Origin of the sequence: Methylobacterium sp. XJLW, from assembly GCF_003254375.1 — a bacterium.
GTDB lineage: Bacteria > Pseudomonadota > Alphaproteobacteria > Rhizobiales > Beijerinckiaceae > Methylobacterium > Methylobacterium fujisawaense.
The window spans coordinates 4,520,752-4,541,882 of sequence record NZ_CP016429.1 but is presented as its reverse complement, the minus strand read 5'-3'; the positions used below and the strand labels follow the sequence as shown (position 1 = coordinate 4,541,882).

The following is a 21,131-nucleotide window of genomic DNA, read 5'->3' as shown; positions in this document are numbered from 1 at the left end:
GGAGGCCTCCCGCGAGGCCCGCCGACGCGGGCATCTCAGGCTGAGGCTGTGGGTTGGACACCGGCATAGCGCCTTTACTCCGCAGCCATCGGCACAGGCTCGCTGTGCGGGTTCGCGGTGTAGCGGTCGATGCGCTTCTCGATCTCGGGGCGGAAGTGCCGGATCAGGCCCTGGATCGGCCAGGCCGCCGCGTCGCCCAGCGCGCAGATCGTGTGACCCTCGATCTGCTTGGTCACCTCGAACAGCATGTCGATCTCGCGCTTCTGGGCGCGGCCCTCGGTCATGCGCTGCATCACCCGCCACATCCAGCCCGTGCCCTCCCGGCACGGCGTGCACTGGCCGCAGGATTCGTGCTTGTAGAAGTACGAGATCCGGGTGATCGCCGCGACGATGTCGGTGGACTTGTCGAGCACGATCACCGCTGCCGTGCCCAGGCCGGAGCCGAGGTTGCGCAGGGTGTCGAAATCCATCTTCGCGTCGATGATTTGTTCCGCGGGAACAAGGGGGACTGAGGAACCGCCCGGGATGGAACACAAAAGATTGTCCCAGCCGCCGCGCATGCCGCCGCAATGACGGTCGATCAGCTCCCGGAAGGTGATGCCCAGCTCCTCCTCGACGTTGCACGGCTTGTTGACGTGCCCGGAGACGCAGAAGAGCTTGGTGCCGGTGTTGTTCTTGCCGCCCAGGCCCGCGAACCACGCGCCGCCCCGGCGCAGGATCGTGCCGGCGACCGCGATCGACTCGACGTTGTTCACCGTCGTGGGGCAGCCGTAGAGGCCCATATTGGCCGGGAACGGCGGCTTCAGCCGCGGCATCCCCTTCTTGCCCTCCAGGCTCTCGATGAGCGCGGTCTCCTCGCCGCAGATATAGGCGCCGGCGCCGTGGTGGACGTAGATGTCGAACGGGTAGTCGTGCACGTTCGACTGGCCGACGAGGCGGGCCGCGTAGGCCTCGTCCACGGCCTTCTGGAGGGCGTGCTTCTCGGCGACGTACTCGCCGCGGATGTAGACGTAGCAGGCATGCGCGTTCATCGCGAAGCAGGCCAGCATGCAGCCTTCGATCAGGAGATGCGGGTCGTGCCGCATGATCTCCCGGTCCTTGCAGGTGCCCGGCTCCGACTCGTCGGCGTTGACCACGAGGTAGTGCGGGCGCCCGTCGGACTTCTTGGGCATGAACGACCATTTGAGGCCGGTGGGGAAGCCCGCGCCGCCGCGGCCGCGCAGGCCCGAGGCCTTCATCTCCTCGATGATCCAGTCGCGGCCCTGTTCCAGCAGGAACTTGGTCCCGTCCCAGGCGCCACGCTTCTTGGCGGCGTCCAGGCCCGGCGAGTGGAGCCCGTAGAGGTTGGTGAAGATGCGATCCTGATCCGACAGCATGTCAGGTCCTCACTGAGCCGGCGCCGACAGGGCCTTGGCCTGCCCCACCCAGTTCTCCCGGTCGATGCGACCCGGGAACGCGAGGTAGGTGCCGACCCAGGTGATCTCGTCGCGGGACCACGCGGCGATCTGGTCGAAATGGTAGATGCCGAGCCCGTTCAGGCGCTGGCTGTTGCCCGGGCCGACGCCCGTGATGCGCGTCAGATCGTCCGGCTTCCCGGCGCGGGCGGCGTCGAGGCCCGGCGGGCGCTTGCCCACGGCGTCGGCCTTCTGCTCCGGGCTCGCATCCTTCGGCAGGGCCGCGAGGGCGCCGGCGATGCGGGCTTCCTCGGCCTCGGCCGCGACTTCGCCCGCGCTGGCGCCCGACGCTTCCGGCTGCTGCGGGACGGCGTCGCGCGCCGGCACGTCCTGATGGCCCTGGTCGCCGGCGGCGGGCTCGCCCTCGGCGACACGCTTGGCCGGCGAATCGAGCACGTCCGCGTCGCCCGGCCGGGCGGAGCCGTGCTTCGCGGTGGACCGGCCGCGCTCGGCCGCGTCGGCGCGATCCTCCGCCTTGACCGGCGTCTCGCCGTTGGCGGCGCGCTGGGCCGGCGCGTCGGAGGCCGGACGCTCGATCGGCCGGCCGGCATCGGGCCGCGCCGGCTTCGGGTTCTCGGCTGCCTGCTGCGTTCCGGAGGCCGCCTCGCCGGTCTGGGCGGCCGGCGTCTCGACCTTTCCGGCCTCCTCGAAGCGCTTGCGCCACGCGCCGACGCGCGAGCCGTCGAACAGGGTCGGGTCGGTGAGCGTGTTCACGGCGCCCTGGGGCTCGGACGAGACGCGCCCGGTCTGCGAGCCGACCTTCACGGGCCGTCCGGCGGCGAGGTCGTCCATCAGCTGGCCGAGGGATTCGGGCGTCAGGTCCTCGTAGTAGTCCTGGTTGATCTGCACCATCGGCGCGTTGCAGCAGGCGCCCAGGCACTCGACCTCGAGCCACGAGAAGGTGCCGTCCGCCGAGACGTGGCCGGGGGGGCCGAGCCGGGCCTGCAGCATCTCCTTGAGACCCCGCGCACCGCAGGAATCGCACGGCACCGTGCCGCAGACCTGGATCCAGAAGCGACCCACGGGCTCGAGGGCGAACATCGTGTAGAAGGTGGCCACCTCCAGCACGCGGATGTTCGGCATGCCGAGCTCGGCCGCCACCGCCTCGATGGCCGCCCGCGGCAGCCAGCCGCCGTTCTGCTCCTGCGCCCGCCACAGGAGCGAGATCACCGCGGAGGCCTGACGGCCTTCCGGGTACTTGGCGATCTGGGTCTTGGCCCACTCGGCGTTCTCGGGGGAAAACGCGAAGCTCTCGGGCTGCTCCGAGGCGGGGGCGAGTCTGCGGTTTGCCATCGCTCTAACTTACCGATCCACTTCACCGAACACGATGTCGAGCGTGCCGAGCACGCAGGACACGTCGGCTAAGAGGTGCCCGCGGCACATCCAGTCCATCGCCTGAAGATGCGCGAAGCCCGGCGCGCGGATCTTGCAGCGATACGGCTTGTTGGTTCCATCCGACACGAGATAGACGCCGAACTCGCCCTTCGGCGCTTCCACGGCGGCGTAGACCTCGCCCTCGGGCACGTGGAAGCCCTCGGTGTAGAGCTTGAAGTGGTGGATGAGCGCCTCCATCGAGCGCTTCATCTCCCGACGCGGCGGCGGGGCGAACTTGCCATCAACCGAGGCGATCGGCCCCTGGCCGGCGGGCTCGCGCAGCTTGGCGACGCATTGCTTCATGATGCGCACGGACTGGCGCATCTCCTCCATGCGGATCACCTGGCGATCGTAGGTGTCGCCGTTCTTTCCGACGGGGATGTCGAACTCCATCTCCTCGTAGCACTCGTAGGGCTGCGCCTTGCGCAGGTCCCAGGGAATCCCTGAGCCGCGCACCATCACGCCCGAGAAGCCCCACTCCATCGCCTCGTCCACCGACACGATGCCGATATCGACGTTGCGCTGCTTGAAGATGCGGTTGGCCATGACGAGGTCGTCGAGATCCTGGACGACCTGCAGGAACGGGTCGCAGAACGCGTCGATGTCGTCGATCAGCTTCGGCGGCAGGTCCTGATGGACGCCGCCGGGCCGGAAGTAGTTGGCGTGGAGCCGGGCGCCGGAGGCCCGCTCGTAGAAGATCATCAGCTTCTCGCGCTCCTCGAAGCCCCAGAGCGGGGGCGTGAGGGCGCCGACATCCATCGCCTGCGTGGTGACGTTGAGGAGGTGCGACAGCAGGCGGCCGATCTCGCAGAACAGCACGCGGATCAGCTGCGCGCGGCGCGGCACCTCGATCCCGGCGAGCCTCTCGATCGCCAGGCAGAAGGCGTGCTCCTGGTTCATCGGCGACACGTAATCGAGCCGGTCGAAATAGGGCGTCGCCTGCAGGTAGGTCTTGTACTCGATGAGCTTCTCGGTGCCGCGGTGGAGCAGCCCGATATGCGGATCGACCCGCTCGACCACCTCGCCGTCGAGTTCCAGCACGAGGCGCAGCACGCCGTGCGCGGCCGGGTGCTGCGGGCCGAAGTTGATCGCGAAGTTGCGGATGTTGTGTTCGGTCACGGGCGGTCTCCGCGGCTCATGCCGACGTCTTCTCGTCGCCCGGCAGCACGTAGTCGGTGCCTTCCCACGGGGACAAGAAGTCGAAGTTCCGGAATTCCTGCGTCAGCTGGACCGGCTCGTAGACCACCCGCGCCTGGTCCTGGTCGTAGCGGACCTCGACGAAGCCGGTCAGCGGGAAGTCCTTGCGCAGGGGGTGCCCCTCGAAGCCGTAATCGGTGAGCAGGCGGCGCAGGTCGGGATGGCCCGAGAACAGGATCCCGTAGAGGTCGTAGGTCTCGCGCTCGTACCAGTTGGCGGCGGGGAACACCTCGATCACCGACGGGACGGGGGTCACCTCGTCGGTCTGCACCTTCACCCGGATTCGCAGGTTATGGCGCAGGGAGAGCAGGTGATAGACCACGTCGAAGCGCTTCTCGCGCTGCGGGTAGTCCACGCCGCAAATGTCGATGAAGTTGCGGAAGGCGCAGGCCGGATCGTCGCGCAGGTAGGTCAGCGCGTAGACGATGTCGGAGGCCTGGACCACCAGCGTCAGCTCGCCGAACGCGATGGTGTGGGATACCACCGCGGGCCCGAGGGCGCCGGTGACCCGCTCGGCCAAGGCGGCGACGGCGTCGGCGCCGTAGGCCGGCTGGGTGTGGGGCAGGATCGAGATGCCGTTCGTCATGGCCGCTCCTCAGCGCTCGATCGTGCCGGTCCGGCGGATCTTCTTCTGCAGCAGCAGCACGCCGTAGAGCAGCGCCTCGGCGGTGGGCGGGCAGCCGGGCACGTAGATGTCCACCGGCACCACCCGGTCGCAGCCGCGCACCACCGAATAGGAATAGTGGTAGTAGCCGCCGCCGTTGGCGCAGGAACCCATGGAGATGACGTAGCGGGGCTCCGGCATCTGGTCGTAGACCTTACGCAGCGCCGGGGCCATCTTGTTGGTCAGCGTGCCGGCGACGATCATCACGTCGGACTGGCGGGGCGAGCCGCGGGGCGCGAAGCCGAACCGCTCGCAATCGTAGCGCGGCATCGACATCTGCATCATCTCGACCGCGCAGCAGGCGAGGCCGAAGGTCATCCACATCAGCGAGCCGGTGCGGGCCCAGTTGATCAGCTCGTCCGTGGTGGTCAGCAGGAAGCCCCGATCGGCCAACTCGTCGCTGATCGACAGGAAGGTCGGATCGTCCGCGCCGATCGGACGGCCGGTGTTGGGATCGATGATCCCCTTAGGCTGGGGCGCGATCGCGGGGGCGCGGGACAGGGCGCGGTTCGTGTCGGTGATCAGGGCCATCGGCGACTCAGGAATGCAATGCGGGCGGCGAGCGGCGGGGCATCAATCCCATTCGAGGGCGCCCTTGCGCCACTCGTAGACGAAGCCGACGGTCAACACGCCCAGGAAGACGATCATCGACCAGAAGCCGAACCAGCCCAGATCCCCGAAGGTGATCGCCCAGGGGAAGAGGAACGCGACCTCGAGGTCGAAGATGATGAACAGGATGGCGACAAGGTAGAAGCGCACGTCGAACTTCATGCGGGCGTCGTCGAACGCGTTGAAGCCGCACTCGTAGGCCGAAAGCTTCTCGGGATCGGGGCTCTTGAAGGCGACCAGGAAGGGGACGACCAGCAGCGCGGTGGCGATGAACAGCGCCACGCCGATGAACACGATGAGCGGCAGGTAATCCGCCAACAATCCGGTCATGCCAGGGCCTCGCGAGAGGAGTGAAACCGCGGTGCGACGCCGACCCGGATACGCCCGTGGAATTGTTCTTATGCCAGGATGCGCGCGGCCGGAGGCTTAGTCGAGCCGCCGGCCCGTGACAATGGCTTGTCGCGTCGCACAAAGCGCGCTGTCAGCCGTCTTGTCAGTCATGTCCAAGATGGGCTTGCGCGGCGCTGGCGCAACACGGCGGACGCGCGCAGGCCCCGAGTCGGGGTGCCTCGCCGCGTTCCTGAGGCGACGCGCATGCGAATCCGCGCCGGATGCGCTTGACAGGGCCCGAAGCGCCCCATAAACCCCGCCCCGTCGCCGGGCAAAACGCCCCCTCCGAAGCGACCACGCCGTGCGGGCGTAGCTCAGTTGGTTAGAGTGCCGGCCTGTCACGCCGGAGGTCGCGGGTTCGAGCCCCGTCGCCCGCGCCACGTCCCTTCTTCAACATTTGTCGGTCCGATCTCGCATGAGCGACGACGCTTGCCATGAGCGGCAGGTCTGCGCGGCGCATGCAGCGCGACTTTGACGTCAGGGCTGCGGAGCATCCGCCGCGGGGCCGAGGACGTCCCGGCCCGAGGACCGGACGGCGGACCGGCCGCCCCTGAGACTCAACGCGATCCCGATCAGGATGAGGCTGCCACCGACCAGGATGTCGGCGCTCAGCGGCTCGCCCAGGACGAGATGTGTGCTCAGGATGCCGGCCACCGGCACCAGCAGGGCGAAGGGCGTCACCGCGGCCGCCGGGTAGCGGGTCAGGAGCCCGTTCCAGAGGCCGAACGCGAGGAGCGTCGTCGGGTAGGCCTGGAACGCGACCGATCCGACCGCCGTCCAATTCGGATGTGCCAGTGCCGCCAGGGCGCCCGGTCCCTCGATGATCAGCGACAGGATCAGCAGCGGCGGCGTGGTGGCGAGGCTGCCCCAGACCATCAGCGCCAGCATGTCGACCCGGCCGATCCGCTTCACGATGACGTTCGCGCAGGCCCAGGACAGGGCCGCGCCGACGACCAGGAGCAATGGGCCCGGCGGGGCGCCCCCGCTCCGCTCGAGCGCCACCGCGGCGACGCCGAGGAGCGCGATCCCGCCCCCCACCACCTGAAGGCCGCGCGGGCGCTCCTTCTGCACCGCCCAGGCGAGCGCCACGGTGAGCGGCACCTGGACCTGGATCAGCAGCGACGACAGCCCGGCCGGCATCCCGAAGCGGATGGCGGTCATGAGCAGCCCGAACTGGCCGACCCCGAGGGCGAGCCCGAATCCGGCCACCAGGGCCATGGGGGCCCGGGGCGGCCGGATCACCAGCGCCGCCGGCAGGGCCGCGAAGCCGAAGCGCAGGGCACACAGCATCAGCGGCGGCACCGTCTCGAGGCCGGCCTTGATGGCCACGAAGGCCAGCCCGAGGATCGTGACCACCAGGATTGCGGCGAGCCCGTCGCGCAGCGTCATGGGCGGATCCTACGCCGCACGCGGCCGCGTCACCACCGCCGCGCCGCCCCCCGTGCCTGGCGGCGCTCGTCGCGGCGGCCGATCAGCCGATGGATCGCGTCGCCGGTGCCCGGAACGCAGGCATCCGCCACGTCCTGGCGCGTCAACCCGATATCCTTCAGCTCCCGGTCCGACAGGGTCGACAGGCGCTGGAGCACGCGGCGGTTCATGGCCGCCCGCGACAGGCCGGCGCGGATCTCGGCGGCGAGGGCGAGGACGGTTCCGGCCATCCGGGCGAGCCGCCCGGTCCGGGCCTCGAGGGTGGCGGTTTCGGTCATGCACGGGTTCATGGATCCCCTCCTCCATCGTTCTGGGGCGGGGCGATCCTGGCGCCGCGGGGCTGGCGGCGACAGGAACACTTCGGTACGGTTCCGAAGAATTGTCCGGACGAAAGAGCAGTACGGATGGCGGTCGCAGTCAGAAGTCCCGGGACGCGCGTCGAGGCCGTGGTCGGCGAGATCCGGGAACGGATCGCGGCGCGGCGGCTGGTTCCGGGCGTGCGGATCCCGTCGGTGCGGGCCTTTGCGGAGACGATGGGCGTCTCGAAATCCACGGTCGTGGAAGCCTACGAGCGCCTCGCCGCCGAGGGCGCCGTGGTGGCGCGGCCGGGCTCTGGCTTCTACGTCGCCGGCAAGACGCGGCCGCTCTCGCTCCAGGCGATGGGGCCGCGGCTCGACCGGATCGTCGACCCGCTCTGGATCACCCGGCAGGCGCAGCAGGCCGGCTCGGATCAGCTGAAGCCCGGGGCCGGCTGGTTGCCCGATTCCTGGATGCCCCACGAGGCGATCCGCCGGGGCCTGCGCCGGGTGGCCCGGGCCGACCTCGCCGAGATGACCAATTACGACCGGCCCCTGGGCTACGCGCCCCTGCGCCACCAGATCGCCCGCAAGATCGGCGAGAAGGGCGTCGGCGCCGAGCCGGACCAGATCGTGCTGGTCGAATCGGCCACGCAGGCGCTGGACCTCGTCTGCCGCTTCCTGCTCCAGCCCGGCGACACCGTGCTGGTGGACGATCCCTGCTATTTCAACTTCCTGGCGCTGCTGCGCGCACAGCGCGTCGCAGTGGTCGGCGTGCCGATCACGCCGGAGGGGCCGGACCTGCGGGCGCTCGCGACCCTGCTGGAGCAGCACCGGCCGCGCTTCTACCTGACCAACGCCGCCCTCCAGAACCCGACGGGGGCGAGCCTCGCGCCCACCGTGGCGCACCGCCTGCTGAAGCTGTGCGAGGCGCACGACACGCTGATCGTGGAGGACGAGATCTTCGGCGACCTCGAACCCGAGGCGGCCCCGCGGCTCGCGGGCTTCGACGGGCTGGAGCGGGTGATCCAGATCGGCAGCTTCTCCAAGACCCTGTCGGCGGCGGCGCGCTGCGGCTGGATCGCGCTCCGGGCCGACTGGGTCGAGCCGCTGGTCGACCTCAAGCTGGCCCTCAGCCTCGGCAACGGACACATCACGGCCGCGCTGGTGCATGCGCTCATCACCGAGGGCGCCTACCGGCGGCACCTCGCCGAGACCCGCCGCCGGCTCGCCGGCGCGATGGTGCAGGCCGCCGCGGAGCTGCGCGCCTGCGGCCTGGAGACCTGGGCGCAGCCCCGGGGCGGCTTCTTCCTGTGGATGCGCCTGCCGGACGGGCGCGACGGGGCCGATGTCGCCCGCCGGGCGCTCGCCCGCGGCATGGTGCTGGCGCCGGGAACCTCGTTCAGCCTGTCGGATGCCTGGAACGGCTACATGCGCTTCAACGTCGCCCATTGCGCCGATCCGCGGATCCGCCCGATCCTGCGGGAGGCGCTGGGCTGAGCGTTCCCGGTCAGGCCGGGAGAACCAGGTCCGCCCGCAGGCCGCCGAGTTCGGACCGTCCGAGGCTCAGGCCGCCGCCGTAGAGTTCGGCGAGTTCCAGGGTGATCGGCAGCCCGAAGCCGTGGCCCGGCACGCCCTCGTCGAGGCGGCGGCCCCGCGCCATGACGGCGGAGGCCGCCGCCGGGTCGAGGCCGGGCCCGTCATCCTCCACCGACAGGGACACACCGCCGTCGCGCGCCGTCGCGGAGACCCGCACGCGGCTCCGGCACCAGCGGCAGGCATTGTCCACGAGGTTGCCGAGCATCTCGTCGAGATCCTGGCCCTCGCAGGGGACCGACAGGGCCTCCGGGACGTCGAGGTCGATCGCCACGCCCTTCTCGGCATAGATGCGCGTGAGCGCAGCCCGCAGGTCCGACAGCCGGGGCGCCAGGGCCGTGCGGCCCCGGGCCGATCCCGCCAGGGCCGCGGCCCGGGCGCGCCGGAGGTGGTGCCGCACCCGCCGGTCCATGTCGTCCACCTGCCGGCGCAGGGCCCCGTCCGGGTCGCGGGCAGGCTCCGCGAGCGCCATCGACAGGGTGGCGAGCGGCGTCTTGAGGGCGTGGGCGAGGTTGGCGACGTGGCCGCGGGCGCGTTCGAGGTTCTGCGCGTTCTGATCGAGGAGGGCGTTGAGTTCCGCCACCACCGGCGCGATCTCGGCGGGCTGGTCCGCCGGCACGCGCTCGCGCCGCCCCGCCCGGACCGATGCGAGGTCCGCGCGCAGGCGCGTCAGCGGCGCGAGGCCGAGGCGCACCTGGACTGCCAGACCGGCGAGCAGGCACAGGCCGAGGATGCCCAGCGCCACGGCGAGGCTGGTCAGCGCCTCGCGCAGCGGCCCGCGCAGTTCTCCCTCCGGCGCCGCCGCCACGATCGTCGCGGACTCGGGCCCTGGCATGACCAGCACCCGGGCGATGAGGGGCTCGCCGTGCGGCCCCGTGCCGGATGCCGGATGCGGCCGGCCCGGATCGTCGTCCGGACCGGGGTCGGACAGGCGGATGTCGCCGCCCCGCAGGGAGCCGGAGCGGATCGTCTCGGGTCCCCGGCGCACCTCCCAGGCCCAGCCGGGGCCGGGCCGGTCGAAGGGTGGTGCGTCGAGCGTCTGCGGGAGGATCCCGGCCTCGAGCCCCGCGCGCAGGGCCACGATCTGCGCGTCGAGGCGGCCGTCGAGCTGCCCGCGAACGAACCGGTGCAGGATGACCCCGATGGCGAGGCCCGCCACCACCAGGGCGGCCAGCACCAGCACCAGGGCCGCGGTCAGCAGGCGTGTGCGGAGCGAGCGCCGCTGCGTCGCCTCCGCCATCAGGCGGGCTCCGCGTGCAGGCGGTAGCCGTGGCCGCGCACGCTCTCGATCCGGGCCGGCGCGATCTTCCGGCGCAGCCGCGTGATGATCACCTCGACGGAGTTCGAGTCCACGTCCGCGTCGCCCTCGTAGACCCGCTCGATCAGGTGCAGGCGCGGCACCACGGTCTCGCGGTTCAGCATCAGGCAGGAGAGGACCCGCCATTCCAGGCCGGTGAGCTTGAGCGGCAGGCCCTCGTGCTCGAAGGCGCCGAGCCCCGGATCGAAGCTCAGGGGGCCGCAGGTGATCCGGCTCGCCCCGCCGCCCTGGGACCGGCGGACAAGGGCGCGCAGGCGGATCACCAGCTCCTCCACCCGGACCGGCTTGACGAGGTAATCGTCCGCCCCCGCCTTGAAGGCCGCGACCTTGTCGCTCCAGCCGTCCCGGGCGGTGAGCACGAGCACCGGCAGGGTCCGCCCGGCCCCGCGCCAGGCCCGCAGGACCGAGACGCCGTCGCCCTTCGGCAGGCCGAGATCGAGCACGACGGCATCGTAGCCCTCGGTCTCGCCGAGATGCTGGGCGTCCTCGCCGGTGGCGGCGTGGTCGAGCACGAAATTCTCGGCGCGCAGGACCTTGGCGACCTCCGCCGCGAGGGCCGCGTCGTCCTCCACCAGCAGGATCTTCACGCGTCTGATCTCCCCGTCTGGCCCCCGATGGCCGGTTTCGACCGCCGCCGGAGCGATGCGCCGGGCATCCGGCTGATTTCACCCGCGGCCGCGGCCGCGAACCCTGCCGCCGCCAGGACTTAGGGCCGTTGTCTCACCTGGGCCGCCGGGACGGCCACGCGGGCGCCGAGCTGCCGGCCCGCATCAGCACCCGCTGCCAAGCCTTTGAACGCGCACGGGTTCCACACGAAGCGCTCTAGGGCGGCGCGTTTAACCGGGCCTGAACCGCGCGGTTCAGACCGGATTGCCGGCGGCGCCCTACGAAGGGGCATCGGATCGAGCGGATCCGGACCCTTTCAGAGGATGAGATCATGAGCGACGACAAGACCATCGACGGGACCGCGCGGGAGATCCGCGAGCCCGAAGCCGCCGCGCCGGCGTCGAAGGCGATCCCGCGACGGACCTGGGTGGTCGGCGCGGTGGCGCTGCCGCTGGCGCTCGGCGCCGTCGGCCTGTCCCTGGCGCAGGGAACGCCGTTCCAGCCGACGCCGGTCGCGCCGGTGGCGATCCAGGCCCTGGCCCCCTCGGGCGCGACGGCCATCAAGGGCGAGGTCGCGGAGATCTTCGGCAACAAGTTCGTGGTGCAGGACGGGACCGGGCGCGCGCTCGTGGAGACGGGTCGCGAGGGCGAGGACGGCGGCCTCGTCGCCAAGGGCGAGACCGTGACGGTGCAGGGCCGTTTCGAGACCGGCTTCCTGCATGCCCGGATCCTGACCCACGGGGACGGGCGCACGCTGCTGCTCGGGCCGGCGGGCGGTCCGCCGACGGGGAGCCTGGACTGGGCCAAGGACCGGCTCGGTCTCGGGCCGAAGCTCGACACCACCGCCCTGACCGCATCGGTCCAGGCGGCGGGCTACAGCGACGTGCGGGTCACGGGCCGCGGTCCGCGTCATCTGGAGGTGGCCGCCAAGGACCGGGACGGGCGCGAGCAGCAGCTCCATGTCGGCTTCGACGGTCAGGTGCGCAAGCGGCCGGCGCCGGGCCTCCCGCCGCTGTGAGGTCCGCCGCGGCGGGCGGGACGCATGCAACCCTTCCTCTCCTGCCGCGTCCTCCTGTCTCTCGACCGGCAGGAGGTGCGCGCCATGGAACCGATGAAGCCGATGGAACCGATGAAGCCTATGGAACCCATGAAGCCCATGGAACCGATGAAGGGCATGAAGCCCTGGTGGCCGAAGGATCTCGGCGAGCCCGCGACCAGCGGCGCGCAGAACGGGATGAAATATGCCTTCTTCCCCGACAAGCGCCGCCTGCTGATCGACCGCGACGGGCAGGTCTCGACCTACGACAGCGGCGACCACCGGATCGGCGGCGTCGCGCAGGCGGACGGGACCGCCAAGACCCTGACCTTCACCAGCCAGGACGGCGACGTGGATCTCGGCGCCCTCAAGAAGCTCGGCTGAGCCCCGGCGTGGACAGGCCGGGACGGCGCGCTTAAGCCCGGCCGACCATGCGAGCCGTCCCGCTGACACCCGCGACGCCATGCGCGCGCTGATCGACCTCGTCCGGGCCATGCGGGCCGCCGACCGGCGGCGCCTCGCCCTGATCGCTCTCGGGCTCGCGGCGGCGGCGCTGCTGGAGGTCGTGGGCGTCGCCGCGGTGATCCCGTTCCTGACGCTGGTCGGGGATCCGTCGGCGGCGACCCGGGTCCCCTATCTGGCCCAGGCCCGGAGCGTCCTCGGCCTGACCGACGAGCGCAGCTTCCTGCTGGTCACCGGCGGCGCGGCGCTTACGGCGATCCTCGTCACCGCGCTGGTGAATGCCGGGCTGACCTACGCGCAGCTCCGGTTCACCCATCTGGCCGGCTACGGCTTCAGCCGGCGGCTGCTGTTCCGCTACCTCGACCGGGAGCGGCTGTTCTTCGCGAAAGCCAACAGCGCCGAGCTTGCCAAGAACGTGCTGTCGGAGACCGACCGGCTGGTGATCGGCGCGCTGACGCCCGCCACGGTGCTCGCCTCGCGGGCGAGTTCGGCGCTCGCGGTGATCGCCTTCCTGCTGGCCTACGCGCCGCAGCTCGCGCTGATCCTCGGGGGCGGCTTCGGCGGACTCTATGTCGGGATCTTCCTCGTGATGCGCGCCCGGCTCGCCCGGCTGGGCAGCCGCACCGTCGCCGACAACGAGGCCCGCTTCCGGATCGTGCAGGAGACCTTCGGGGCGCTCACCGAGCTGAAGCTCTACGGGCGCGCGGAGGCGTTCGCCTCTCGGTTCGACGCCCCGGCCCGGGCCTACGCCCTCGCCACCGCGGCGAGCCAGCTCACCGGCCAGATGCCGCGCTTCGTCATCGAGGCCCTGGCTTTCGGCGGGGTGATCGTGGTGGTGCTGTTCGCGCTCGCCCAGGGGCTCGACGTCGCCGGGATCCTGCCGCTCCTCGGCCTGTTCGCCTTTGCGGGCTACCGCATGCTGCCGGCCTTCCAGAACATCTTCACCTCGGTGGCGCTGATGCGCTTCACCCTGCCGGCGGTGCGGGTGATCGTCGACGAGCTCGCCGACGAGCGGGAGCCCCCGCCCCGCACCGCGGACAGGCTGCCCTTCGCCCGGGCGATCCGGCTCGAGGGTCTCGGCTTCGATTACGGCACCGGGCGTCCGGCCCTCGCCGGGATCGACCTGACGATCCCGGTCAACACCACGGTCGGCCTCGCCGGGCGGACCGGCTCGGGCAAGTCGACGCTCGCCGGACTGATCCTCGGCGTCCTGAGCCCGACCGCCGGGCGGATCACCGTGGACGGCCGCCCCCTCGATGCCGGGACCCTGCCCGCTTGGCAGAATCGGATCGGCTACGTCCCGCAGGAGGTGTTCCTGGTGGACGGCACCGTGGCGGAGAACATCGCCCTGGGCCTCGACGCGCCGGACCTCGCCGCCGTCGAGCGGGCGGCGCGGCTCGCCGGCGCCCACGACTTCGTCGCCGCCCTGCCCCACGGCTACGCGGAGCGGGTCGGCGAGCGCGGGGCCCGGCTGTCCGGCGGCCAGCGCCAGCGCATCGGCATCGCCCGGGCGCTCTACCACGACCCGGACGTCATCGTGTTCGACGAGGCGACCTCCGCCCTCGACGACGAGACGCAGGGCGCCGTGATGCGGGCACTCCGCGCCCTGTCGGGCCGGCGGACGCTGATCCTGATCGCCCACCGGCTGTCGACCCTGGAGGGCGCCGACGCGGTCCACGTCCTGGAGGCGGGCCGGATCGTCGCTTCCGGGCCGCCCGAGGCGGTCCTGCCGGGGCTCGGCACGGCGGCGTGAGCCGGCCCTTGCTGGCCCCTTGCGTCCGGCCCCGCCTCCGTTACCTCGGCTCTCCGAGGCAGACCGGGAGAGCACCGTGACCACGCGCATCGAGCTGACCGCACCGGACGGCACAACCGCGACCCTCGCGACCCACGGGGCCGAGCCGGTCTCCTGGCGGGTCGGCGGGACCGAGTATCTCTGGAGCGGCGATCCCGAGCACTGGAACCGGCACGCCCCCTGGCTCTTCCCGGTCGTCGGCGCCTCGGCGGGCGGGCACGTGACGGTCGGGTCGGAGCGCTACCCGATGGCCCAGCACGGCTTCGCCCGCGACCTGCCCTTCGCGGTGGTGGACCGGAGCGCCGACGCGGTGACCCTGCGCCTGACCGACGGCCCCGAGACGCGGGCGCATTATCCCTTCGCGTTCCGCCTCGATATCACCGCGCGGGTCCGTCCGGCGGGTCTCGACCTCGACGTGACCGTCGCCAATCCCGGCGACGTCCCCCTGCCCTACGCCCTCGGCTTCCACCCGGCCTTCCCGTGGCCCTTCGCGGGGGGCACCCGCGCCCGGGACGGCGGCTACGCGGTGGCCTTCGAGCAGGCGGAGCGGCCCTTCGCGCCCCAGGTCGGCCCAGGCGGCCTGCTGCTGCGCGACGAGCAGCCGATCCCCCTCGCCGGGGACACGCTGCCCCTCGATCCGGCCCTCTTCACCGAGGCCTTCGTGTTCCGGAACGCCCGCAGCCGCTGGATGCGCTTCACCGGCCCCGGACGGGCGATCCGCATGGAGATGGCGGATTTTCCCCATCTGGCGGTCTGGACCAAGCCCACCGCGCCGTTCCTGTCGCTGGAATGCTGGACCGGCTACGCCGACTGGTCGGATTTCGCGGGCGACCTCGCCGAGCGCGATTCGCAGCGTCTGCTCGCCCCCGGCGGCACCGCGCATCACGGCGTCCGCCTCACGCTGGACACCTAGCCCGTGCGCGTCTGGGTGGCACGGCCCGAGCCGGGGGCGACACGGACCGGAGCGGCCCTGGCGGCGCAGGGCCACGCGCCGCTCGTCGCGCCCGTTCTGGCGGTGCGGCCGACCGCGGCGGCACCGCCCGCGGGACCCTTCGCCGCCCTGCTCCTGACCAGCGCCAACGCGGTGCCGGCGATCCGGGACGCGCCGCCCCTGCGCGGTCTCCCGGTCTTCGCCGTCGGTGCGCGGACGGCTGCGCTGGCACGCGCGGCCGGCCTCGGTCCCGTGCGCGAGGGGCCGGGCGATGCCGCCGGCCTCGCCGCCCTGGTGGCGGATGCCCTGGCGCCCGGCGAATCCCTTCTCCACGCGACCGGGGCCGAGCGAAAGCCGGAGCCGGCGGCAACGCTGATGGCCGCGGGGTTCCGGATCACCACCTTCGTCGCCTACCGGGCCGAGGCGCTGCGGACGCTCCCGCAGGCGGTGGGCCTCGAGCTCGCCGCGGGACGCCTCGAAGCCGCCCTTCACTATTCCCGGCGCAGCGCCGCCGTCGCCCTCGCCCTCGCGGATGGATCGGGTCATGGCGGAGCTTTCCGCCGCCTGGGGCATTACTGCCTATCGTCGGATGTCGCGGCCCCCCTGGAAGCCGCCGGTGTTCCGGTCCATTTCGTCGCGACACGCCCGCGCGAAGCGGATCTGCTCGACGCCCTGGCGCCGCCACCGGGTTAGCCGTGCGGTGACAGGGAGGCCGGGCCGCCGTATCTCGCCCTCGCGCCCGGCGCCGCCGCGGTGCTAGGGGGGCGCGGCGACGCCGAAGAGTTGGAGGACTTGCCCGTGACGCCACCACCCAGCGACGCCGACAAGCCCGGTCCCGGCGGTCGGAAGCCGGACGCCGCGCCCGGCAAGCCCGGATCGTCCACGCCGCCCGGGGGCGCGTCCCGGTCGCCCGCGACATCGGCGTCCACCGCCTCGGCGTCGGCCTCGACATCCTCGGCGTCCACCGCCGCCGGTGCGAAGCCGAGTGCCCCGGGTCCGGCCGAGACCGTGAAGGGACCGCAGGGATCCCCGCTCGGAACACCGCCCAAGCCGGCGACCGAGCCCGTCGTGTCCGCCAAGCCCGGTACGAGCGACGCCCGCCCCGACGGCGGCAAGCCGGGGCCCGGTACCGACGGCCTGAAGCCGTCGTCCGGCCCGGCCGCCCAGCCGCCCGGCGCCAAGCCCGATGCGCTCAAGGCCGGGTCCGACAGGTTCGAGACGAAGCCGGGCACGACCACCTCGTCGTCGGCAACGGCATCGTCGTCGACGGCCTCCGCCACCGCGTCGGCGGCCACCGGGGCGACGGCCGATCCGAAGGCCGCCCAGCCCGGCACCGGCCCCCAGGGCGGTCCCCGTCCGGGCGGTCCCGCTTCGGGTGCCGCGGGTCCGGCGGCCGCCAGTGCGGTGACGGCCGGTCCGATCATCGACCTCAAGGCCAAGCGCATCTCCGATCCGCCGTCGGCCGGCAAGGATGCGGCCAAGGACGCCTCCAAGGATGCCCCGAGGGATGGCAAGGAGGCGCCGAAGGGGCCGATCCCCGCGGCGGCCTCCGTCGATCCGGCCAGACCTGCGGCTGGATCGTCTGCCCGGGCGCGGGCCGGGTTCGGATCGATCGCCGCTGCCGGGCTGCTCGGCGGCGTGATCGGCGCCGGCCTGCTGTTCGGTGCCGAGAAGGCCGGGATCGGTCCCGATCCGCGCCTGAACGCCCTGGATCAACGGCTTTCCAGCCAGATCGCGTCCCTTGACAAGCGCCTTGACGGGCTGGCCCCGCGCGATGCGCTGGCGGCCCTCGACAAGCGCGTCGCCACCGCGGAATCGAGCGCCAAGCAGGCCCTGGACAAGGCCGGCGCGGCGCCGGCGGCCGCGACGGACGGCCAGGCCTCCGGTGCGGCGCCGGCCGTGCCGCCGGATCTCGTCGCTCGCCTCGACAACCTCGACCAGCGCGTCGCCGCGCTTCAGGAGGAGCCCGGCCAGGAGCCGGGCCGGGACCAGTCGGCGGGCGCGAAGCTCGGCGTGGTCCAGGACAACGCGAAGCAGATCGCCGATCTCGAGACCCGCCTGAAGGCGGTGGAAGACGCTGGCGGCGACAAGGGGGCGGCCGAGGACGCGTCCCGGAAGATCGCGGCGCTGCAGGGCGAGGTGGAGCAGAAGACCAAGGCGAATGCCGAGGCCGACGCGGCGCTCGGTCAACGCCTCGACGCGCTGCAACAGGCCCTCGACGCGCGGGTGAAGGCGGCCACGGAGGCGGTCCAGGCCGCCGCTCAGGCGAGCCGCACCGCCGCTGAGGCGGGACAGACCCAGGCCGCCGAGTCCGCAAAGGCGGTGGATCGGCGTCTGCAGGAGCAGGCCGATCAGATCGCAGCGCTGGACAAGAGCGTGGCGCAGCGCGCCGAGGCTAGCACCGTCCAGGCGGCTCTCCGGGTCGTGGTCGCCGATCGCGTGGCGGCCGCCCTGGAATCCGGCACGGCCTATGCGGAGCCGCTGGCGACCCTGCGCAAGCTCGATCCGGGCACCGAAGCGCAGGCCAAGGCCCTCGCCCCCTTCGCCGAGGGCGGCGCGCCCTCGGCGGCGGATCTCGCCGACACGTTCCGGCCGATCGCCGAGCGGATCGCGGCCAAGCGGCAGGCGCAGCGGGCCAAGAGCGCCGCGGAGACCGGGGATTTCCGCTCCAAGCTCCTCAGCATGGCCGACGGTCTCGTGCAGATCCGCAAGGCCGACGCGCCCGCCCCCGAGGCTTCCGACGCTCCGGAGGGCAAGGTCCAGGCGGCCCTCGACCGCGGCGACCTCACGGCGGCCTCGGCGGCCTTCGCGGCGCTCCCGGCCGAGGCCCAGGAGCCGGCCGGCGATTTCGGTGCCAAGCTGAAGGCCCGGGCCGAGGCCGAGCAGGCCGTGCGCACCCTCCTCGACAGCGCCTTCAAGGCCCTGCCGGTCGGCGCCGCCCAACCGGCCCAGGCCGCCCCCGGGCGCTAGTCCGGTGACGGACCCGATCCGCGCCCTGCGCGGCCGCACCCTCTCCGAGCGGACGCGCAGGCGCCCCGCTCCTCCCGCCCCCCGCGACGGCCGCCAGCCGGCCGCCGACAGGAGACACTGACCCCATGTGGCGCGCCCTCGCCTTCCTGGCCCTGCTCGCACTCGCCGCCTTCGGAGCGGTCTGGATCGCCGACAGGCCCGGTACCGTCACCGTCGTCTGGAACGGCTACCAGATCGGCACCAGCCTCGCGGTCGCCCTCGTCGGGGTGATCGCGGCGGCGATCGTCCTGGGCGTGCTCTGGGCGATCGTGCGCGGCGTCATCGGCCTGCCGGAGGCCCTGGTCCGCGGCTCCGCCGAGCGGCGCCGCGCCAAGGGCCTCTCCGCCCTCTCCCGCGGCATGGTGGCGGTGGGCTCGGGCGATCCCCTGGCGGCCCGCCGCTTCGCGGGCGACGCCGAGCGGCTCCTCGGCACCGAGCCGCTGACCCTGCTGCTCAAGGCCCAGGCCGCGCAGATCTCCGGCGACCGGGACGCCGCCGAAAGCGCCTTCCAGCGCATGGTCGACGATCCCGAGACCCGGGTCCTGGGCCTGCGCGGCCTGTTCGTGGAGGCCCGGCGCCGGGAGGACGAGACGGCCGCCCGCGCCTACGCCACCGAGGCTGCCCGCCTCGCGCCGAGCGTCACCTGGGCCAACGAGGCCCTGCTCGAGGCGCAGAGCGCCGACGGCGACTGGGCCGCCGCCCTGGAGACCATCGAGCGCCGCTCGTCCCTCGGCCTGATCGACAAGGCCACCGCCCGGCGGCAGCGGGCCGTGCTGCTGACCGCGATCGCCGGCGAGCGCGAGGCCGGCGAGCCGGAACTCGCCGCGGAGCGCATCCTGCAGGCGGTCAAGCTCGCCCCCGATCTCGTCCCGGCGGCCTGCATCGCCGGACGCCTCCTCGCCCGCCGCGGCGACGTCAAGAAGGCGGCCCGGATCGTCGAGGCGGCCTGGAAGGCCAATCCCCATCCCGACCTCGCCAAGGTCTATCTCGGGCTGCGGCCCGGCGATTCGGTCCGCGACCGTCTCGCCCGCGCCGAGGTCCTGGCGAAGCTGTCCGTCTGGGATCCGGAATCCCGGCTCGCCCTGGGGCAGGCCGCCCTCGACGCGCGGGATTACAAGCGGGCCCGCGAGGCCGTGAAGCCCCTGCTCACCGACCGGCCGACCGCCCGCGCCTGCCTGATGATGGCGGCCATCGAGGAGGCCGAACACGGCGCCGCCTCCGGCCAGGCCCGCGAGTGGCTGGCCCGGGCCGCCCGCGCCCCGCGCGACCGCGTCTGGATCGCCGATGGCATCGCCACCGAAACCTGGGCGCCGGTCTCGCCGGTGACCGGACGCCTCGACGCCTTCACGTGGCGCGAGCCGCCGAACACTCTGGCCGCCGCACCCGCGGTGGAGCCGGAAGCGGAGTCGGCCGCCCCGGCCCTCGTCCCGGCCGCGACGCGCCCCTCTGCGCCCGTCCCCGGATCGGTCGCCCCGTCGGCTTCTGCACTGTCTTCTGCATCGGCCTCTGCAGCGGTCGCCACCGGACCGGGAACGCCGGTGCCTGTACCCACCGTCCTGCCGGCGAAGGCAGCCAGCGCGAAGACCGCCGGCGCCGATCCGGTCTCGGCCGGGATGGCGGCCGCAGCGCTGCCGCCGGGATCGGCGGATCGCGCCGTTCGTCGGATGGGATGACCGGCCGCGCCAAGCGCCGATCATCCCCGCAGATCATGACAGGACCGGCGCGACTTCACGGAGAGGTCGCGCCGTTCGTCTACTGGCAGTTGAATGTGCCGGCTCGCCCTATAGCGTGTGCTCAGAGCCGTCGACCGAGGGTCCGATCATCCGCCAGACTGCACAGAGCCCGCACGCGGCGTCGATGACGCCGGGTCGGGGCAGCCTTCCGCCTCGCGCGGTGCGACCATGACCCTCAACGACGATGACGGGGAGCCGCGTCGGCAGGTGGGAGCCTTGCCGTTCCGGCGCGGGCGGGATGGCCAGCCCAAGATCCTGCTGGTGACGTCGCGGGAAAGCCGTCGGTGGGTCATCCCGAAAGGGTGGCCGATGAAGGGGCGCAAGCCGTTCGAGGCGGCCGCGCGGGAGGCCTACGAGGAGGCGGGCCTGCGCGGTGCGGTCGGCAAGCGTCCGATCGGCTTCTACCTCTACCAGAAGCGCCTGAGGAACCTCGACACCGTCCTGTGCCAAGTGAAGGTCTTTCCCCTCGAGGTGCGCAAGCAGCTCAAGGACTTTCCCGAGGCGCGTCAACGGGACCTGCGCTGGTTCACACCGGTGGAAGCCGCCGAGGCGGTCTCCGAGCCGGGCCTCGCGGCCCTGATCCGGGCCGCATCGCGCACGTAAAATGCGCGGAAGCGCAACACGGCGTTGCCAACGCGGCGGCGATCCGTTATGGCCCCACTCGGCCGGACGGACACGCCCCCCGCGGGGGCGCCCCGGTCACCTGCTGCGGTAGCTCAGTGGTAGAGCACTTCATTGGTAATGAAGAGGTCGAGAGTTCAATCCTCTCTCGCAGCACCAGAAACCTTCTCGATCTGATCACCGGTCCGGCTGACGCTGCGGGTTCCTCGACGGGTCCCGGCGCAGACTGAGGATCGCAGCGGCTGCCCTGCCGACATCATCCGCGGAAGGGGACGTGCGGACGTGAACTCGACAGCCCTGTTCACCATGCTGGGCCTCGTCTTCGGCTGGGCGGTCCTGGCCGGCGCGGCCCTGATCACCGGCCGGCTCGCCACCTTCGCGTTTCTGATCCTGACGCTGATCGCTCTCTACCTGTATGTGCCGTGGGTCCGGCTGCGCGCCAGCGGGATCGAAGGCTCCAGCCGGCCGGTGCGCTTCTGGACGAACGTCGCCATGCTGGGGGTCAGCCTCGCCGCCTGCCTCGCCTTCGCGATCATGCTCGCCCGCCGAGCCGGGCTCCTCTGAGCTCCGGGACGTCGGTGCGGCATCCTCGTGAGGCCGCACGGGCCGCGACTG

The 21,131-nt window shown here is 72.4% G+C and carries 21 protein-coding genes and 2 tRNA genes; 12 read left to right on the top strand and 11 right to left on the bottom strand.

All coding sequences use genetic code 11. The features are described 5' to 3' along the window. Positions 1-74 precede the first annotated feature (74 nt). The 6 genes from nuoF to A3862_RS21045 are packed head-to-tail and all read right to left on the bottom strand — an operon-like array spanning position 75 to position 5,628. Positions 75-1,376 (bottom strand): NADH-quinone oxidoreductase subunit NuoF, encoded by a 1,302-nt coding sequence (gene nuoF / locus A3862_RS21070; protein ID WP_043353978.1) that lies wholly within the window; start codon positions 1,374-1,376, stop codon positions 75-77. Positions 1,377-1,385: 9 nt separating this feature from the next. After that, a complete protein-coding gene (nuoE, locus tag A3862_RS21065) occupies positions 1,386-2,747 on the bottom strand; it encodes an NADH-quinone oxidoreductase subunit NuoE (RefSeq protein ID WP_043757258.1) in 1,362 nt (453 codons plus the stop codon). 9 nt (positions 2,748-2,756) lie between these two features. Then, positions 2,757-3,947 (bottom strand): NADH-quinone oxidoreductase subunit D, encoded by a 1,191-nt coding sequence (locus A3862_RS21060; RefSeq protein WP_043353981.1) that lies wholly within the window; start codon positions 3,945-3,947, stop codon positions 2,757-2,759. A 16-nt stretch (positions 3,948-3,963) separates the two neighbouring features. Then, complete coding sequence (locus tag A3862_RS21055; RefSeq protein ID WP_043381896.1) at positions 3,964-4,611, bottom strand: NADH-quinone oxidoreductase subunit C; 648 nt, start codon at positions 4,609-4,611, stop codon at positions 3,964-3,966. Positions 4,612-4,620: 9 nt separating this feature from the next. Then, complete coding sequence (locus A3862_RS21050) at positions 4,621-5,220, bottom strand: NuoB/complex I 20 kDa subunit family protein (protein ID WP_043353985.1); 600 nt, start codon at positions 5,218-5,220, stop codon at positions 4,621-4,623. 42 nt (positions 5,221-5,262) lie between these two features. Further along, positions 5,263-5,628: an NADH-quinone oxidoreductase subunit A gene (locus A3862_RS21045; protein WP_007560754.1), complete on the bottom strand. Its 366-nt coding sequence runs from the start codon at positions 5,626-5,628 to the stop codon at positions 5,263-5,265. 363 nt (positions 5,629-5,991) lie between these two features. Between A3862_RS21045 and A3862_RS21040 the strand changes: the two genes are divergently transcribed. Continuing rightward, positions 5,992-6,068: transfer RNA gene (locus A3862_RS21040), tRNA-Asp, on the top strand. Between the two features lie 97 nt (positions 6,069-6,165). On the opposite strand, the gene A3862_RS21035 is transcribed toward A3862_RS21040, so the two are convergent. Further along, entirely contained in the window at positions 6,166-7,077 is a 912-nt protein-coding gene (locus A3862_RS21035; RefSeq protein WP_043757262.1) for an EamA family transporter, read from the bottom strand. Between the two features lie 29 nt (positions 7,078-7,106). Then, a complete protein-coding gene (locus A3862_RS21030) occupies positions 7,107-7,394 on the bottom strand; it encodes a DUF1127 domain-containing protein (protein ID WP_335645384.1) in 288 nt (95 codons plus the stop codon). 126 nt (positions 7,395-7,520) lie between these two features. On the opposite strand from A3862_RS21030, the gene A3862_RS21025 reads away from it, so the two are divergent. Beyond that, positions 7,521-8,912 (top strand): aminotransferase-like domain-containing protein, encoded by a 1,392-nt coding sequence (locus tag A3862_RS21025; RefSeq protein ID WP_043381887.1) that lies wholly within the window; start codon positions 7,521-7,523, stop codon positions 8,910-8,912. Between the two features lie 10 nt (positions 8,913-8,922). Here A3862_RS21025 and A3862_RS21020 read toward each other — a convergent pair whose 3' ends face one another. Together A3862_RS21020 and A3862_RS21015 are read right to left on the bottom strand one after the other, a co-directional pair. Continuing rightward, entirely contained in the window at positions 8,923-10,248 is a 1,326-nt protein-coding gene (locus A3862_RS21020) for a sensor histidine kinase (RefSeq protein ID WP_043757269.1), read from the bottom strand. Continuing rightward, positions 10,248-10,913, bottom strand: coding sequence for a response regulator transcription factor (locus tag A3862_RS21015; protein ID WP_043381882.1), 666 nt, complete (start codon positions 10,911-10,913; stop codon positions 10,248-10,250). The genes A3862_RS21020 and A3862_RS21015 overlap by 1 nt, the downstream gene beginning before the upstream one ends. Positions 10,914-11,263: 350 nt before the next feature. On the opposite strand from A3862_RS21015, the gene A3862_RS21010 reads away from it, so the two are divergent. The 5 genes from A3862_RS21010 (at position 11,264) to A3862_RS20990 (ending at position 15,846) form a co-directional block, all read left to right on the top strand. Next, positions 11,264-11,950 carry a DNA-binding protein gene (locus A3862_RS21010; RefSeq protein ID WP_111473958.1) on the top strand — a complete coding sequence of 229 codons (687 nt, stop codon included), beginning with the start codon at positions 11,264-11,266 and terminating at the stop codon, positions 11,948-11,950. A 24-nt stretch (positions 11,951-11,974) separates the two neighbouring features. Further along, complete coding sequence (locus A3862_RS21005) at positions 11,975-12,352, top strand: hypothetical protein (protein ID WP_236961426.1); 378 nt, start codon at positions 11,975-11,977, stop codon at positions 12,350-12,352. 79 nt (positions 12,353-12,431) lie between these two features. Next, positions 12,432-14,183: an ABC transporter ATP-binding protein gene (locus A3862_RS21000; protein WP_043757274.1), complete on the top strand. Its 1,752-nt coding sequence runs from the start codon at positions 12,432-12,434 to the stop codon at positions 14,181-14,183. 76 nt (positions 14,184-14,259) lie between these two features. Then, on the top strand, positions 14,260-15,135 hold the full coding sequence (locus tag A3862_RS20995) for an aldose 1-epimerase family protein (RefSeq protein WP_043757276.1): 876 nt from the start codon (positions 14,260-14,262) through the stop codon (positions 15,133-15,135). A 3-nt stretch (positions 15,136-15,138) separates the two neighbouring features. Beyond that, on the top strand, positions 15,139-15,846 hold the full coding sequence (locus A3862_RS20990; protein WP_043757278.1) for a uroporphyrinogen-III synthase: 708 nt from the start codon (positions 15,139-15,141) through the stop codon (positions 15,844-15,846). Here the strand turns inward: A3862_RS20990 and A3862_RS32145 are convergent. Continuing rightward, positions 15,843-16,577 (bottom strand): hypothetical protein, encoded by a 735-nt coding sequence (locus A3862_RS32145; RefSeq protein ID WP_236961424.1) that lies wholly within the window; start codon positions 16,575-16,577, stop codon positions 15,843-15,845. The two genes, A3862_RS20990 and A3862_RS32145, sit on opposite strands and share 4 nt — an antisense overlap. Between A3862_RS32145 and A3862_RS20985 the strand changes: the two genes are divergently transcribed. From A3862_RS20985 to A3862_RS20965, 5 genes are all read left to right on the top strand, one after another. Then, positions 16,558-18,123, top strand: a complete 1,566-nt coding sequence (locus A3862_RS20985) for a translation initiation factor 2 (RefSeq protein ID WP_236961423.1) — start codon at positions 16,558-16,560, stop codon at positions 18,121-18,123. The genes A3862_RS32145 and A3862_RS20985 overlap by 20 nt on opposite strands. Positions 18,124-18,248: 125 nt before the next feature. Beyond that, positions 18,249-19,835, top strand: coding sequence for a heme biosynthesis protein HemY (locus tag A3862_RS20980; RefSeq protein WP_043381868.1), 1,587 nt, complete (start codon positions 18,249-18,251; stop codon positions 19,833-19,835). A 228-nt stretch (positions 19,836-20,063) separates the two neighbouring features. Continuing rightward, positions 20,064-20,498 carry an NUDIX hydrolase gene (locus A3862_RS20975; protein ID WP_043353036.1) on the top strand — a complete coding sequence of 145 codons (435 nt, stop codon included), beginning with the start codon at positions 20,064-20,066 and terminating at the stop codon, positions 20,496-20,498. Between the two features lie 102 nt (positions 20,499-20,600). Further along, positions 20,601-20,675 (top strand) — tRNA-Thr (locus A3862_RS20970). Positions 20,676-20,798: 123 nt separating this feature from the next. Next, positions 20,799-21,080, top strand: a complete 282-nt coding sequence (locus tag A3862_RS20965; protein WP_043353034.1) for a hypothetical protein — start codon at positions 20,799-20,801, stop codon at positions 21,078-21,080. Positions 21,081-21,131: the final 51 nt, after the last annotated feature.

Excerpts from the sequence above, each read along its gene's own strand:
- A3862_RS21025 (WP_043381887.1), top strand. The coding sequence starts at position 7,521 with ATGGCGGTCGCAGTCAGAAGTCCCGGGACGCGCGTCGAGGCCGTGGTC.
- A3862_RS21005 (WP_236961426.1), top strand. The coding sequence starts at position 11,975 with ATGCAACCCTTCCTCTCCTGCCGCGTCCTCCTGTCTCTCGACCGGCAG.
- A3862_RS21035 (WP_043757262.1), bottom strand. The coding sequence starts at position 7,077 with ATGACGCTGCGCGACGGGCTCGCCGCAATCCTGGTGGTCACGATCCTC.
- A3862_RS21020 (WP_043757269.1), bottom strand. The coding sequence starts at position 10,248 with ATGGCGGAGGCGACGCAGCGGCGCTCGCTCCGCACACGCCTGCTGACC.
- A3862_RS21045 (WP_007560754.1), bottom strand. The coding sequence starts at position 5,628 with ATGACCGGATTGTTGGCGGATTACCTGCCGCTCATCGTGTTCATCGGC.
- A3862_RS21010 (WP_111473958.1), top strand. The coding sequence starts at position 11,264 with ATGAGCGACGACAAGACCATCGACGGGACCGCGCGGGAGATCCGCGAG.
- A3862_RS21030 (WP_335645384.1), bottom strand. The coding sequence starts at position 7,394 with ATGACCGAAACCGCCACCCTCGAGGCCCGGACCGGGCGGCTCGCCCGG.
- nuoF (WP_043353978.1), bottom strand. The coding sequence starts at position 1,376 with ATGCTGTCGGATCAGGATCGCATCTTCACCAACCTCTACGGGCTCCAC.
- A3862_RS32145 (WP_236961424.1), bottom strand. The coding sequence starts at position 16,577 with ATGATCGGACCGGCCGTCACCGCACTGGCGGCCGCCGGACCCGCGGCA.
- A3862_RS20975 (WP_043353036.1), top strand. The coding sequence starts at position 20,064 with ATGACCCTCAACGACGATGACGGGGAGCCGCGTCGGCAGGTGGGAGCC.
- A3862_RS21050 (WP_043353985.1), bottom strand. The coding sequence starts at position 5,220 with ATGGCCCTGATCACCGACACGAACCGCGCCCTGTCCCGCGCCCCCGCG.
- A3862_RS21055 (WP_043381896.1), bottom strand. The coding sequence starts at position 4,611 with ATGACGAACGGCATCTCGATCCTGCCCCACACCCAGCCGGCCTACGGC.
- A3862_RS21000 (WP_043757274.1), top strand. The coding sequence starts at position 12,432 with ATGCGCGCGCTGATCGACCTCGTCCGGGCCATGCGGGCCGCCGACCGG.
- nuoE (WP_043757258.1), bottom strand. The coding sequence starts at position 2,747 with ATGGCAAACCGCAGACTCGCCCCCGCCTCGGAGCAGCCCGAGAGCTTC.
- A3862_RS20980 (WP_043381868.1), top strand. The coding sequence starts at position 18,249 with ATGTGGCGCGCCCTCGCCTTCCTGGCCCTGCTCGCACTCGCCGCCTTC.